Source organism: Tatumella sp. JGM91 (assembly GCF_018257575.1).
Lineage (GTDB): Bacteria > Pseudomonadota > Gammaproteobacteria > Enterobacterales > Enterobacteriaceae > Tatumella > Tatumella punctata.
In genome coordinates this window covers 182,380-197,076 of the sequence record NZ_JAERJP010000004.1, presented here as the reverse complement: position 1 = coordinate 197,076, position 14,697 = coordinate 182,380, and the positions used below count along the sequence as shown (strand labels likewise).

Annotated in this window: 13 protein-coding genes and 3 pseudogenes; 5 read left to right on the top strand and 11 right to left on the bottom strand. The window is 49.2% G+C overall.

Features of this window, described 5'->3' with window-relative positions; translation table 11 throughout:
- The 3 genes from JK198_RS04615 to JK198_RS04605 form a co-directional block, all read left to right on the top strand.
- Positions 1-1,242 (top strand): lipase family protein (locus tag JK198_RS04615; RefSeq protein WP_212710155.1); only part of this gene is annotated, 1,242 nt, incomplete at its 5' end.
- Positions 1,226-1,999, top strand: coding sequence for a hypothetical protein (locus JK198_RS16765; RefSeq protein ID WP_249213253.1), 774 nt, complete (start codon positions 1,226-1,228; stop codon positions 1,997-1,999). The genes JK198_RS04615 and JK198_RS16765, both read left to right, overlap by 17 nt.
- A gap of 553 nt (positions 2,000-2,552) precedes the next feature.
- Complete coding sequence (locus tag JK198_RS04605; RefSeq protein WP_212706966.1) at positions 2,553-3,653, top strand: ABC transporter substrate-binding protein; 1,101 nt, start codon at positions 2,553-2,555, stop codon at positions 3,651-3,653.
- Positions 3,654-3,664: 11 nt separating this feature from the next.
- Here the strand turns inward: JK198_RS04605 and JK198_RS04600 are convergent, their stop codons facing one another.
- The 3 genes from JK198_RS04600 to JK198_RS04590 form a co-directional block, all read right to left on the bottom strand.
- Positions 3,665-3,976 carry a hypothetical protein gene (locus JK198_RS04600; RefSeq protein WP_212710167.1) on the bottom strand — a complete coding sequence of 104 codons (312 nt, stop codon included), beginning with the start codon at positions 3,974-3,976 and terminating at the stop codon, positions 3,665-3,667.
- A 408-nt stretch (positions 3,977-4,384) separates the two neighbouring features.
- Positions 4,385-5,851: an aspartate aminotransferase family protein gene (locus JK198_RS04595; protein WP_212710152.1), complete on the bottom strand. Its 1,467-nt coding sequence runs from the start codon at positions 5,849-5,851 to the stop codon at positions 4,385-4,387.
- 13 nt (positions 5,852-5,864) lie between these two features.
- The gene (locus JK198_RS04590) at positions 5,865-7,250 is read right to left on the bottom strand and encodes a diaminobutyrate--2-oxoglutarate transaminase (RefSeq protein WP_212710150.1); all 1,386 of its coding nucleotides are present in this window, start codon (positions 7,248-7,250) and stop codon (positions 5,865-5,867) included.
- Between the two features lie 426 nt (positions 7,251-7,676).
- Between JK198_RS04590 and JK198_RS04585 the strand changes: the two are divergent.
- Positions 7,677-7,989: pseudogene (locus JK198_RS04585) on the top strand (cupin).
- Between the two features lie 154 nt (positions 7,990-8,143).
- Here the strand turns inward: JK198_RS04585 and tssD are convergent.
- The 4 genes and pseudogenes from tssD to JK198_RS04570 form a co-directional block, all read right to left on the bottom strand.
- On the bottom strand, positions 8,144-8,623 hold the full coding sequence (gene tssD / locus JK198_RS04580; protein ID WP_212710148.1) for a type VI secretion system tube protein TssD: 480 nt from the start codon (positions 8,621-8,623) through the stop codon (positions 8,144-8,146).
- A gap of 47 nt (positions 8,624-8,670) precedes the next feature.
- The gene (locus tag JK198_RS16760) at positions 8,671-8,859 is read right to left on the bottom strand and encodes a hypothetical protein (RefSeq protein WP_249212940.1); all 189 of its coding nucleotides are present in this window, start codon (positions 8,857-8,859) and stop codon (positions 8,671-8,673) included.
- Between the two features lie 2 nt (positions 8,860-8,861).
- On the bottom strand, positions 8,862-9,554 hold the full coding sequence (locus JK198_RS04575; protein WP_212710146.1) for a hypothetical protein: 693 nt from the start codon (positions 9,552-9,554) through the stop codon (positions 8,862-8,864).
- A 38-nt stretch (positions 9,555-9,592) separates the two neighbouring features.
- Positions 9,593-9,923 (bottom strand): annotated as a pseudogene (locus JK198_RS04570) (helix-turn-helix domain-containing protein); the annotation flags it as partial.
- 2 nt (positions 9,924-9,925) lie between these two features.
- Between JK198_RS04570 and JK198_RS04565 the strand changes: the two are divergent.
- A pseudogene (locus JK198_RS04565) lies at positions 9,926-10,150 on the top strand (hypothetical protein); the annotation flags it as partial.
- A 252-nt stretch (positions 10,151-10,402) separates the two neighbouring features.
- Here JK198_RS04565 and JK198_RS04560 read toward each other — a convergent pair.
- From JK198_RS04560 to JK198_RS04545, 4 genes are all read right to left on the bottom strand, one after another.
- Positions 10,403-11,143, bottom strand: a complete 741-nt coding sequence (locus JK198_RS04560) for a carbonic anhydrase (protein WP_212710145.1) — start codon at positions 11,141-11,143, stop codon at positions 10,403-10,405.
- A 451-nt stretch (positions 11,144-11,594) separates the two neighbouring features.
- Entirely contained in the window at positions 11,595-12,737 is a 1,143-nt protein-coding gene (locus JK198_RS04555; protein ID WP_212706959.1) for a thiolase family protein, read from the bottom strand.
- Entirely contained in the window at positions 12,734-13,888 is a 1,155-nt protein-coding gene (locus JK198_RS04550) for an AMP-binding protein (protein WP_212706958.1), read from the bottom strand. The genes JK198_RS04555 and JK198_RS04550 overlap by 4 nt, the downstream gene beginning before the upstream one ends.
- On the bottom strand, positions 13,885-14,589 hold the full coding sequence (locus tag JK198_RS04545; RefSeq protein ID WP_212710143.1) for a nitroreductase: 705 nt from the start codon (positions 14,587-14,589) through the stop codon (positions 13,885-13,887). The genes JK198_RS04550 and JK198_RS04545 overlap by 4 nt, the downstream gene beginning before the upstream one ends.
- Positions 14,590-14,697: the final 108 nt, after the last annotated feature.

Genomic DNA, 14,697 nt, shown 5'->3' with positions numbered 1-14,697 from the left:
CTGTCGGTGGACGTGCCGTTCCGCGATCGTTATCTGGCACCTGTATATCTGAATACAAAGGACAGTGAGCCATCGGAAGGTGATAGCCGATTTTTTACGGCTGAGTGCGGTACTCATGTGCTGGTTGCCTGGTGCGGAACGGACAGCCTTCTGAATGTCCTGACGGATGCCTCATTCGGGCCGAAGAGGTGCCTGCCCGAGCTTGCCGGTGCGGGTAATATTCATGGTGGTTTTCTGGAAGCCTATGAGCTGGCTAAACGGAAGTTTGAGCCTATATTTCAGGCGATAAATAAGTCTCTTGATGAAGGTGGTGGAGCGAAAAAACTGTTTATCTGTGGTCACAGTCTGGGTGGTTCTCTGGCACTGTTATATGCCGCCGAGATGAAAAATTATCGGCCTGTGCTGTACACCTACGGGATGCCACGGACGTTTACCCGCGCGGCGATGCCGTTTCTGGACAGCATCACCCACTACCGCCACGTCAATGATAACGACACCGTGCCACAGGTGCCGCTGGAAACAGATATGGATAATCTGTTCTATCAGACCCTGGGACCGCTGGGCGACAAGCTGGGCTTTAACTGGCTGGCGACGTCGTTTGCCGGTCTGCCGGTCTCTCTCTGGCAGAAAGACATGGAGTTAAAAACGGGGATACGGCTGAAAAAAGACCCGTACTGGCATCACGGCAACACCGTCGTCTTTTTCCGGGCGCAGCAATGTTCGATGAACCTCACCAGCCCGAACAGGAAGAGTCTGGTTGATGGTGAGGTATATACCCGGCATTTTGTGGCCGTTAAGCTTTTTCTGGTGCCCTCCCTGAACGATAAGTGCCTGAAAGCAACCGGCGAGCATCAGGCGGCGTTTATCCAGTGCCTGAACCCGGCCAGCTTGGCAAAGACCTTTCCTAACAACACCAACCCCATGCTGGAAGGCCTCGGCACCGATCCGCGCAGCCATTCGATGGCGCACCGCTACCTGCCCTATATCCATAATCAGGTGCTGGAGCTGGCCGATCCGGCGCGGGATATGAGCAGGAAAGCGATGCGGGAAAAATTCCGGGAGGAAGTTGAGAAAAGCGCGGCCTGCAGCAATCCCGATGAGGTTGAGCGTAACCGGCAGTTCATTGCCCTTCAGAACATGCTTCCGGTTACGCTGCACCGGACACAGGCAGAAGAAACCGGGAGGAATGCCCTGCTCCGCTTTACGGCAGTAACGGAGGAAGAAGTTGAATATTCTATCTAAAATCGCCGTGTTTTTGCCTGCTTTCGTGTTGCTATCAGGGTGTGATGGGCGTACGGATCAAACGCTGTTACCACCGGATAATGCGCAGCGGGTAACGGTGTCCGTCAGGGTACCTGAGGGTATTACGCTGCTGCCGATGCAGATGCTTTACCGCTCCGAACGATGTAAGAGCAAAGACTATAATTCGAGTAATAAAGCCTATGAAATTCGGGGGTTTAACGGTTTTAAACAGGCGTTCAGACCACAGGGTAGCGGCGATATCCTGCAGCAGAATATCGCCGTTGACGGCGGCGGCCCATGCCAGTGGCAGCTTAATTCTCTGCGCGTCAGTTTTAAGATTTCTGACAGCAACCCCCTGGTGACGGGTAAAAAGGTTATTGAAACCAGCTATATCTTTGATTTTGATGATTACGGGCTCAGTGACGGATATGGAACAGGAAGGGCAAAAGAAGTCAGTGGAGACCTTGATTTAAAAACAGATTTTTTCCCGATGACATATATCAGTCATATGTTTAACGAGACAATTATTGAAATGTTCGGGGGGAATACGGATTATGAACAATCGAGCAGGCGTTACAGGCTTCGGAATACTAAAAATATAGTGATAGAGCCAATGTTTCATGCGGAAAAAAACGTGTCACTTGAGGCGGATAAGCAACGAGGAGTCGGGATGGTTATAACCTACCCTGATGGAAATGAAGAGCATGTCCGCCAGGTTAACCCTGATTATCAAAGATTATTGTCGTTGTTGAAATAAACAATCAAATTTATCATATTCAGTATTATGTCCTCAGGTATCGGATTACGGGCTGTAGCTCCCCGTTTTATACGTATCCCGTAATACCGGATCTTTGAGCATCATCATTTTCTGTGCCTGATATGCCACGCATTTTTCATGAATATATTTAAATTGCGTTAGTTATCCGCCGTGGTTATCCCTGCTATCGCTATCTGCTCCGCGGATATTATGTTGGAATGGTAAAAATGTGATATTGAACAGCTTGTCCTGTGTGAAATCTGCAGGGTCAGACCCCTGCTTTTCTCTCAGGATTCACGTAGCGCACCCTCCCCCGGATTGCCGGTAATCTGTACAGTATGGCTCCGTTTCTCACTGAAATACCGTTTTGCGATACGGCTTATGTCTCTCACTTAAAGAAATCGCTGTGCGGTTGAGCGTACAAGCATCATAACTATTACCCGGGAGTCATCTGCAGGTATAATTCGCAATTTGAAGTTAATGGCGGCCGGGGTCTGATCGCTAATCACAATAAAGAGAACCGCCTGTGGCGTTTCTCTTTACAGGAGTTTTAATGAGAGCAATAAAGAAAATATGCTTTTTGCTGGCACTGGTGTTACCGGTTGCAGCACAGAGTAAAGTGCTGACGGACAGTTTACAGCGACAGGTGACTGTTCCTGACAATCCGCAGCGGATTGTTATTGGCGAAAGCCGGATGATTTATACCCTGGCCCTGGTTGAGGACGGTAACCCGGTCAGGCGTGTCGTCGGCTGGCCGGCAGACTTAAGTCGTCTGGATAGTCAGACCCTGGACAGATACATTAAAGCGTATCCGGAAATTGCCGGTATTCCATTAATTGGTAATTCTAACTTTTCTCAGTTAAATCCGGAGAGGATTATCAGTCTGCGACCGGATCTGGTGATCCTGCCGGTATATGCTAAAACCCCGCCAGAGACTGATTCCTTTGTAAACAAATTATCCGCGGCCCATATTCCGGTGTTGTTTCTTGATTTTCGGGTGGACCTGTTAGGCAATACAGTAAACAGTCTGAGAACTCTGGGACAGGCGCTGAATGATCAGGCAAAAACTGAACGTTTTATTGCTTTTTATCAGCAACATATGCAATTAATCCGTGATCGTCTCTCCGGCTGGCATGGCGCTAAGCCGCGGGTGTTTTTACAATTAAATCTCGGGAAAAAAAATGTATGCTGCACGACCGTATCCCACGGTAATCTGGCCGACCTTATTGCTTTCGCCGGCGGTGATAATATTGCGGCAGGCCGGTTTTCTTCCGTCTTTGGCCAGCTAAGCCCGGAGACGTTATTAGTAGATAATCCTGATATATATATCGCCACCGGATCAGCCGGGCCGGAAAAGGCCGGCCAGCTGCAACTGGGGCCGCAGGTTTCTGCCCTCCAGGCTAAAGCCTCATTTGCGTCAGTGCTGGCCAGTGACAGCACTGCCAGATTATTACCGGCAGTCACAAATCACCATGCTTCTGCCCTCTGGCAAAATTTTTATATGAGTCCCTGGCATTTACTTGCTGTTGAATTTTTCGCTAAAAAATTTCATCCGCAATTATTTGCTGATCTCTCACCGGAACAAACCCTGCATCAGATGAACCAGCAATTTCTGTCATTACCTGAAACGGGAACCTATTGGATTAATAACTGAATCTTAACCGGTCAGCATCGGCGGCCTTTGGCGACGGATGCCGACCAGTTAAAGTCTTTTACTTCACTGGCCGCGAGTGACTGTGGTTTTTTCTTTCGGCCAGGTTTTTTTTGTGCCTTTTCAGCAGCTGCTTTTTCTTTGCTGACTTTCTGTGACATGATTTGTTGTCTGGCTTCAGCAGTAAACTCTTTTTCTTTTTTTACATCTGGCAGCCTGCCCGTGCGTTGCCGGTATTTTTCGATTAACTGGTGATAAAGTATCTGTATTGCTTGCCGATCCTCAGTATCGAACTGGTCGATGGAAATCATTTTTTTATCAGCCATAACCAAAAACCTCTTCTGAAGATGATAATTCAGCATAACATGGCTCCGTTTGGGAAACGGAAAATATTGTATACTGAGGCTGTTTTTCAACTATTCTCCCGATTCAAGCGCAGCTCTCAATCAATCACTATTCCCGGTACTATGACGGGTATTTTTCATGTCGATAGCACCTTCTTCCATGCCGGGTAATCTCCCCGAAAATGGGCTTGCGAAGGTGCGGAATACCATTTATACGGACATCAGATATGCTTCCGGTCACCCGTTGATAACGATAAGGTTGCCGGAAATAATGATTAATTTCTGTTGCTGATGTTTTGCACCTGTTTATTAAAAGACATAATTGTATGTTGTAACTAACGTGTGTATAAAAAAACCGGTAACACTAAATTACCGGTTTTGACTGAGTGATCAGGCGTTAAATAACTCCGCACCACACTGCTGTACGCTGTTAAGCAGCACGTTTACATCCGCTAAATTAACCACCGGATTTAACAATGTTAGTTTCAGACAGGTAATACCATCGGCTTCAGTCACACCGACATTGGCACTCCCTGATGCCAGCAATGTATCGCCAATATGCTGATTCAGTAACCCTATAGCCGCATCGACGGTGCGATTTTGCGGAACATAACGGAATAACACACTGGCCAGCTGTGGCTCCATCACCAGTTGCAGATTTGGCTGCGTCTTAATACAGGCCGCAACCTGCTGTGCCAGAGACACCCCGTTATCGATAATTTCTGCATACTTCTTCTGGCCCAGCGCTTCCAGACCCATCCATAATTTCAGGGCATCAAAACGTCTGGTGGTTTGCAGTGATTTAGAGACCAGGTTTGGAACCCCCTGCTCTTCATCAAAATCGGAGTTCAGATAAGCCGCCTGATAGCGCATCAATTCATAATGGCGGGCATCTTTTAACAGGAACGCGCCACAACTGATTGTCTGGAAAAACTGCTTATGGAAGTCGAGAGTCACTGAGTCAGCCGCCTGCAGCCCCTGCAGGTAATGACGATACTTTTCAGAGAGCAGTAATGCCCCGCCCCAGGCTGCATCCACATGAACCCAGATATCCTGTTCTGCTGCCAGCGCCGTGATTTCAGTTAACGGATCGATAGCACCGGCATCGGTGGTTCCGGCGGTTGCAACTATCGCCAGTACCTGCTCACCGTCAGCCTTCGCCTGTGCCAGTTTCTGTTGCAGATCATTGATATCCATCCGCGAGAAGGCATCGGTTTTTACCAGAGTCACTGACCGGTAGCCCAGCCCCATCAGCGCCATATTTTTCTGTACCGAAAAGTGGGCGTGCTCGGAACAAAACACTTTAATTTTGCTCAGGTCGCCTGTCAGTCCTTGCTGTTGTACAGAATGTCCCTGGCGGGCAAAAAAGGCATCACGGGCCAGCATTAACCCCATCAGGTTACTCTGAGTACCGCCACTGGTGAACACTCCGGCATCACCGGCCGGAAACCCGACCTGTTCACGCAACCATTCAATCAGTCTGACTTCAATAATAGTCGCGGACGGGCTTTGATCCCAGGAGTCCATGCTCTGGTTCGTGGCGTTAATCAGTACTTCTGCCGCCTGGCTGATCACCAGACTCGGACAATGCAAATGTGCCACACACTGCGGATTATGAACCGACAGACTGTCCTTCAGGAAAAACTCGACGGCACGCTCAATGGCAGCCTGGTTACCCAGTCCCTGAGCCGTGAACTCAAGATTAATACGCTCACGTAATTGCCCGGCCGTTTTCCCCTGATACATTTCAGGCTGCTGTAACCACTGCACAACGGCCTGTGAACTCTGTTCGATAGCCGCCTGGTAGGCAGCTATACTTTCGGCCGATCCGCAAAGGATCGGATTAATATCTGACATATTATGACTCCGCTTAGGCTGGCTGAACGCCGGCACTCAGCAATGCACGCTCAAATTTTTCCAGGAAAATGTCCAGCTCATCGTTAGTGATCAGCAGCGACGGCAGCAGACGTAATACGCAACCATGGCGGCCACCGCGTTCCAGAATCAGCCCTTCTTCAAAGCAGGTTTTCTGCAGCAGGCCTGCCAGCTCACCATCTGCCGGGTAGCAGCCCATAGCGTCCTGAGGCAGCTGAGGGTTAACGATTTCAATACCAATCATCAGTCCCGGGCCACGAACCTGCCCAATCACCGGATAACGTTTCTGCAACTCCTGTAACCTGCCCGTCAGCCATTCTCCCTGAGCAGCCACTTTCGCGGCAATATTCTCTTCTTTCAGGATTTTCAGGGTTGTCAGACCGGTGGCCATCGCCATCTGGTTACCGCGGAACGTCCCTGTGTGGTGGCCGGGTGACCAGACATCAATATCTTTCTTAATGCCCAGCACCGCCAGAGGCAGGCTTCCGCCGACCGCTTTAGACATCACGATAATATCCGGCTCAATTCCCGCATGTTCGAAGGCAAACAGTTTACCGGTCCGGGCAAAACCAGCCTGCACTTCATCAATAATCAGCACAATGCCATGTTCACGGGTAACTTTACGGATACGCTGCAGCCACTCAACCGGCGCAGGGTTAACACCACCTTCACCCTGCACTGCTTCCAGAATTACCGCCGCAGGTTTGCGGACACCACTTTCAACATCGTTGATCAGGTTTTCGAAGTAATAACCCAGCGCTTGCGTACCGGCTTCACCGCCGATACCCAGCGGGCAACGGTACTGGTTCGGATAAGGCATAAACTGTACTTCCGGCATCAGGCCGTCGACAGCTTCTTTAGGTGACAGGTTGCCGGTCACTGATAATGCGCCATGGGTCATACCATGGTAACCACCGGAGAAACTGATGATTCCGCTACGGCCGGTCGCTTTTTTGGCCAGCTTAAGAGCAGCTTCTACTGCATCAGCCCCGGAAGGACCGGTAAACTGCAGGCAATATTCTTTACCTTCACCCGGCAACAGCGACAGCAGATAGGCTGAGAATTCGTCTTTTAACGGTGTGGTCAGATCAAGCGTATGTAACGGTAAGCCGCTGGAAATAACACTTTGGATGCTGTGAAGCACTTCCGGATGATTGTGGCCCAGTGCCAGTGTTCCGGCCCCGGCAAGGCAGTCAAGATACTGTTTATTGTCTGCATCGGTGATCCATACGCCCTGCGCTTTGGTGATCGCCAGCGGCAGTTTACGTGGATAACTCCTGACATTCGATTCGAATCCGGCTTGTCTGGACAGAAGGCTTTCATTGCTTTGTGGTAATGAATTAGCACTCAAAGTATTAATACGGACTTTATCCGTCATCATATCACTCCTACAACCCGGACCACGCACTGGCCGGATTGAAAATAGTTAAAAAAAAGGATGTATATAAAGCGCGGCTAATATAGTTTTTTTTACCCGCCGGCTCAATAGTTAATTTGTGCGAAAAATCAGGAGATATCCTTAAGAATCAACAATAAAAGACAGGTTAATCCGGGAAAGGAGTGCTGGCTGCATTATAATTAATCAGCCGGTGTGCTGATGCCTGATTATCATGCAGAAAATCAGGCAGATAAATGTACCTGCCCGCATCAGGAACGGGGATGGGTGATAAGAATATCGATATTAAGGTTGTTTATATACTCTGCTGACCGGGACATAAATGCGCCCATAATGGAGTTCTACGCCGGAAATTTCGGCGGTTCCGGCGTAGAACTCCTAACAAAATTTGTTTAATGTGAGTCTAAAGCCATGAAATTTATTCGAAGTAAGGATTTCGAAAGTAACAAGCCATGGGGGTCTTTACCTATTGCCATGTTTGACCAAACTAGCGTGAAATTACACTGGACTGATAGTCCTTACAAATGGCATATCAACGATGGGCAAGAGGTTTTTGCTGTTATGGACGGAGTTGTTGATATGCACTACAAAATCGGGAATGAAATTAAGGTAAAAACACTTCATGTTGGTGATATTTTTTATGCTAGTGAAGGAACTGAACATGTCGCACACCCTCAAGTTGCCAAGAAGGGTTTTAGTAATCGAACAGCAAGGTTCGGTCTAAAGTCCCATCGAGGGAAAGCCAGGCTTATGGCTTGGGAATTCGGGTAAGGGTGTTATTTAATCTGTTCCGACCTTTCACGAGATACCCCGAGCCGGCATTGTCTCTCCTCAGTTGTGTCAGAGGAGGCATCCACCTCCTCTGATTTCCTTCGTTATCAGGCACAACAACGATCGTTCCATGAATCACGATAGATAATATTTCCTTCCGTATACTTCCAGGTAATCGCCTCATAACGCAATTCGAGCGTTTCAAGGTGAGTACTACTCATACCGTTAGGTGACAGGTATGGTGCAACTGTAGTGAACTTAACGTTTTCCAGAATGATATTGAAATACTCAGCCTCAATGCCCGATTCCAGAATACGGTACATCTTGATTGTCGCTTTCTTCATGGTCCGGCCTTCGCAGACAGCGCGATACAGAAGTGGCGTTGTCTGATCAAATTCTTTCACTATTGTGACAGGGCGGGAACGCGCGTACCTTGTAAGTTTTCCCCGGCTCGGATCAACCGGAATCGTTACACCGTGGGAAAACGATTTTAACTCGATAGAGCCCAGTCGCAGTGGCATTAAACAGTTGCCAACAATCGGAGAACCATTTTCATCTTCAAGCCATAAATGTGCGGGTGTAGACATAGCATTTCCTTATAGATAAATTATTAAATAATGCTAACTTTTGACGATTACCATTTCACATATCGATAAAAAATAACGATCACGAAAATGAAGAATATGGGGACAGGCCATATTGGTCCGTCAGGGAAAATTTGAAAAAGGACAACTGCAAATAAAAGCGTCAATATGGCAGGGCCGTACATCGATATCAATGACCTGAATATCCGTCTGAAAAACCTTTTAATAAGATTCATCATGATTATCGAATCATCCTGGTGATGATGTCTGCAATTTCACCATCCGATACCCGTTGTGCATTAAACGCCTCAGCTCGTTCAAACAATGGCTCTATCAGGAAGTACATCATTTCCAGCTCTTGTGCATATAGCGCCGAGTAGTACGCTGGATAAGTCATGTGAAGACGATGCGCACTATCTGCTGCTTTCTGGACTACACCGTATATGCCAATAGCTCCTACAACCCCGCCCGCTCTTCGCCCTGCCAGTGCACTGAGTTCGAGACTTAGATTCATGCCTGCAGCAACAAATGATGCTGTTGCTAAAGCAAATCCTGTGTTTGTGAGTGAGCTTGCGGCAATATGAATATTTACTGCCATTAACAGTTGTTTGATGTGCTCTAGTTGATCGGACGTTTTGTACCGGAATACTTCTTCAAAGTAAATTTTAAGCATGTTATACACAACATCTCCATGCCTTATAATATGATAAACGCCTTTAGTAAATCGAATATCTTCGTTTTTTTGTTTCTGGCAGACATCCTGATATTCATCAGTAAAGCAGGATGTATAATACAGCACACGCGTTGCACCTGCACCGATTGTATCAATCTGATTTGATACGGCTTTTCCTACCCCCGCTAATGCGTGGTCGAGTTTTAACGCAAGAATTTTATTAGCCTGCAAATAACTTATAACTTCATTTCTGTAGTACATAACTGCTCCTTGCTTATTTCATTAGATCCAATTTTCCATTATTTCCCACGGGAAAGCGTCCGATAGACCGTGGGACGGGAGACGGAGAATAATTCAGCCAGATCGCTGATAGAGTACTCGCCGCTTCCGTGCATCCTGCAAAGCTCTTTCTGCTGTTTATTTGACAGCTTCGGCTGCTTCCCCCGCAGTTTTCCTTTCGCCCGTGCAATGGCCATCCCTTCGCGCGTGCGAAGACGTATCAGATCGCCTTCAAACCCGGCAAACGTCGCCAGCACATTAAAGAACATCTTACCCATCGGATCTGTTGCCCAGAGCAAGCTTCACGCCACGGGTCTGAAGGGCATCAGCAATTTCTCTTGCATTCGGAACTTACCATTTACGATCTACGTAACCTGAAGCCTGAGCAGTCCCGCCTTTACCTTCTGTGTTATGCCTGTATCCGCTATCGCCAGTTCAGCGGCAACCTGGTGGATGCGATGTTTTTCCATATGAAGCCGCTTGAGGATGAGAGCCGCAGCAGGGCTAAACCGCTTATGGCAGACGTGCAGGAAAAACACCGGCGTGAAACGTCTAAAATTGGACGTCTGCTTTCGCTTTAAGCAGATTGGGTTACTGTGATAAAAATGACGCTGACCCCTGGTATAACAGAGCCGGCTATCGCCAGCGTACAGGTGACCAATGCACAGGAAAGTCATTACTGCCAGCACCGAGTGAATAACGCTCAGTTATTATCCGGCTATAATTCGCGACAAAAGGTGTATATATAAACTTAATAACATAAGGCAAGTAACGGCATAAGCGTTGTTTCTTTATATCCCTGCCTTCGGTTAAATCAGCAGCGGATATCGTCAGACTTCGAAGATTTCCACCCGCCCGCCAATCAGATGGTACATCCCGCCAATAATCTTAATTTTTCCTTCCTGCTCCATGGAATTCAGTACCGGGCTATTTTTACGGATATTACCGATAGTCAGTTCTGTATTTTTCCGGGAAACTGCATCAACAAAATCATAATTACTTCCTTTTCGTTCTCCCTGATAGACGGTCTGGCTAATCGCGGGTTTAATTTCGTTTAACAAGCCAGTCAGATTACCCAGTTCGGCATTATCTATCGCACCGCGGACAGCCCCGCAGCGGGTATGACCTAATACAAACACAACTTTTGCCCCTGCAATAGCACAGGAATATTTCATACTGCCCAGAATATCACGGTTACTGATATTACCTGCCACCCGGGAATTAAATACTTCACCGATCCCTGTATCCAGTACAATTTCAGCCGGGGCGCGCGAATCAATACAACTCAGTATCACTGCAGCAGGATATTGTCCTGATGATGTTCTGCGTTTTTGCGCCAGGTAATCATGCTCCATCGGCTTATTCTGACGGAATCTGATATTACCCTGTCTGAAATGTTCAATAATCTCATCAGGGGTCATTTTATCACGCTCTTCCTTACTCAGGATATCGCTGAACGCCATTGCCGGCAACGGAATAGCCGCTGCGCCTGTGACTGATATCAGTGACAAGGCAAAGGTTTTTTTCAATACGTCACGGCGCGATGACTGCAACGGGTGATTATCTTTCATGTACATCTCCTGAAGGTGGATTGGAAAAATTAATACAAACAACATAGTTAATTAACAACAGACAAAAAAATGAATAACAGAATATAAACTTATAAGCACACAGAGTATTTACCGACTGACAGAGATAAACGGAGTGGAGTTTATTTACATAAAAATAAACTATTTACATAAAAACGTTTATCGGAGTCTTACTGGTGTAAAAATTAATAGTTTAATTATACGAATTAAAAAGCATAATGCTGAAATCGCCTGTTTATAATTCGCGAAATGCTATCACAGGGTTGTTTTTTTCGTCCATGTACAAAAATTAACCATTCGTTTTTTTCCGGACGGGAAATATATCCGCGCTATTATTTCCCACCCGATATAATATGCCACCGCCACAGAAGGGCTCCGCCCCTTCAGATTCAGTAAGCCAATAACGCCATAAACCGGGAACCGGGAACCGGGCTTATGGCAACCCCGTCATGGATGATATCGCCGGTCTGTTCCAGCGGCTCAGCAGCATGGCCGACCCAATTCCGCCGGCTGCCGCTATTGCACATACCCCCTGTTGCTGCCGGTGACGGCGGAGTTCATGGAATAAACGACACAGCAGAATAGTCCCTGAGGCACCGATCGGGTGGCCCCTGGCAAGCGCGCCGCCGCCCAGATTTACATTCGCGGCAGTCAGCCCGCTTTCCCGGATACATACTATCGCCTGTGCCGCATAGGCCTCCATCATCTCTGTCACACAGAGACGCGGATCAAACTGCGGATAACGCTCAAATAAGCGGCGGATCACCGTAACCGGCGCGGCTCCGGGTAAACGGCTGTCAGCACCGGCAGTCTGATATCCGTTGCAGGTCAGGGCAAAGGCTGGCTGAAGTCTTGCTGCCACCTGCTCTGACACCACAACACAAAGCGCAGCGCCATCTGCTTCAACGGCGGTGGAAACCAGACTGACCGATCCTGCCAGTAACGGTGCCCGCTGCGCCAGACGTGGCGAAAGGGCCCTGCTGTATACGTCAGACGTTACACCGGCAACCGGCACAATCTCACGCCCTAACTCACTGGCCGCCAGCAGTGCCTTACGATGACTTTCCAGCGCATAATTATCCTGCTCACGACGGGTGATATGATACTTATCGGCCAGGGCGCTGGCCGCTTCGGTCATATCCGGATCGGTGTCGGCCTGCGGGGTAAATGCTGGCCGGGTATAAAATTCGGCGGGCCGCTGGTCCGGGAATGTTCTGGCCCGTAGTGGCCGCCGGGAATAACTTTCTGCACCACCAGCCATCACAATATCAGCCATCCCCGAGTCCACCAGCGAGCAGGCCAGGGCGACCGCATCCAGCCCTCCGGCACACTGGGTATCAATACTGATCCCGGACACCTGATCCAGCCCCGCCGCCAGCGCTGTCACCCGCGCCGGATTGCCCCCGGCACCGAGGGAGTTTGCCAGAATAAGCTGCGAAACCTCACCGCGGGCGATCCCTGCCTGGGTTAATAAGGCCTCAGCCACAGGTGCCGCCAGCTGATGTGGCTGTAACTGGTTAAATGCACCGCCGCGCGGAACGACTGCGGTACGTAATGCTGCAATAATAACACTCACGTATTCAGCGATGCCTCCAGACGTTGCAGATCAGGTTTACCGCCACTCAGTAACGGAAAGTCAGCGATAAAATGAAACCAGCGGGGTACCCTTTCTTTGCCCAGCTGCTGACTGATATCGGCGCGTAGTTGTTTTTCCAGCAACGGATCCGCCTGACCCTGAATAAACGCATGCAGGACATGCCCGCGCAGAGGGTCAGCGCAGGCAATAACCGCCACAGCCCCCTGCTCCAGTCGCTGGCTGATAATCGCTTCTGCGGCTTCCGGGAAAACATTCTGATCGGCGATGGTCACCATTCGGCTGCGCCGGCCAGCGAGCCATAAATAGCCTTGTTCATCCAGCCAGCCCAGTTCGCCGACGGTGATAAAATCGCCGTCAATACGGGTTTCAGCACTGCCTCCTGCGGCGTAACCATCGAACAGGTAAGGACTGCTTACCCAGACTTCACCGGCACCGTCCCGCGGATGCCGGATATCAATACGGACTCCGGGATAAGCTTTGCCCACTGAACCTTCGGGGGTCTGATCATCCGCCAGAGTGATAAAACTGGTCTCTGAAGCACCGTAAAACTCATGGATTTGCGCAGAAGGAAAACATTCCATTGCCCGCTGACGGGTTTTCGTATCCAGCTTACCGCCGCCACACAGGATCAACCGGACATCAGGTAATCGCTGTCCGCTACTGGTCAGTAAACGCAACTGGGTCGGCGTAATATAAAGAATCGTTACCGCAAACTCTGCCAGTAAAGCAATCTGATTACGTGGCCGCATGCCTCCGGTAACATGCAGAGGGATCCCCAGGTGTAACGACTCACAGACACCATACAGTGACAGTGAATGGTTTAATCCGCCAAATACCGCACTGCGATCATGATGATTAAGTGCGAATAGCTGCTGATTGATATCAAAAGTACGTTGCCAGGATAAACGATGACGACGAATAACTTTCGGCGCGCCACTACTGCCACAGGTAGTACATTCAATATGATCGTTATCGGCCACCGTTTCGATCCACGGTGCCTGACTGACTGCACGAAAACTTTTTCCCCGGCCGTAACGTTCAGTCAGCAGGCGTAATGCCTCCGCCTGCTCTCCCCGAGCCGTCGCAAGAGGCCGTCCGTGGTAAGAAATCGCCGGTTGTGACTGACTCATTGCCCTTGCTCTCCTTGATTAAAGCCATGTAATACAGAAAACTCATCCAGTGCCGCCCTGTCGGTACGGAACTGATTCACCGCAGCCAGGGGGTCCGGCCGCCCCAGCGCAATGCCACACACCACCAGCTGATCGTCAGGAAGATCCAGTAGCTGATGCAGACCGCGTCCGTAATTTGCCAGCGCCCCGATACCGCAACAGCCGTAGCCAAGATGACCGGCGGTCAGAAACAGATTCATCAGCGCCATACCGAGGTCCATATAACAGCCTGCCCCCATATCCCGCTGAATTGTCACAACCATACCAACCGGTGCATCGAAGAAGCGATAGTTAGCAGCAAATTGACCTTTTCGTCCGGCAATATCACGCTTTTCGATACCCAGCGCCCGATACAGTGCATAACCGGCCGCCCGTTGCCGTTGTTTCAGTACCGCAGACATCGGCCGGGGAAAATAACTGTAAAGCTCCTCTTCGGGCGGCGTTGTCTCAGCAATTTTCGATAAGCGGCGGGTTAGCGTCTGCAGGGGTTGTCCGGTAAATACATGGAAAGCCCCTGGTTGCAGGTTTGCGCCGCTCGGGGCGCTGCGGGCCGCGGTAAGCATAGTCTGTATATCCGTCAGGGGAACGGCATCGGTTAAAAAAGCACGGCAGGAATGGCGATCAGCCAGAAAATCCGGCAGCGGGTGTTCTGAAGTCTGCATTAAGGGGACAACCTGAAGTAGCAATACAATATCTGCTGGCAGGATACCGGACACTTGCACTGTAGTGAAGAGTCTCTTTATAATCGTAAACTTTATTTTCAACTACAG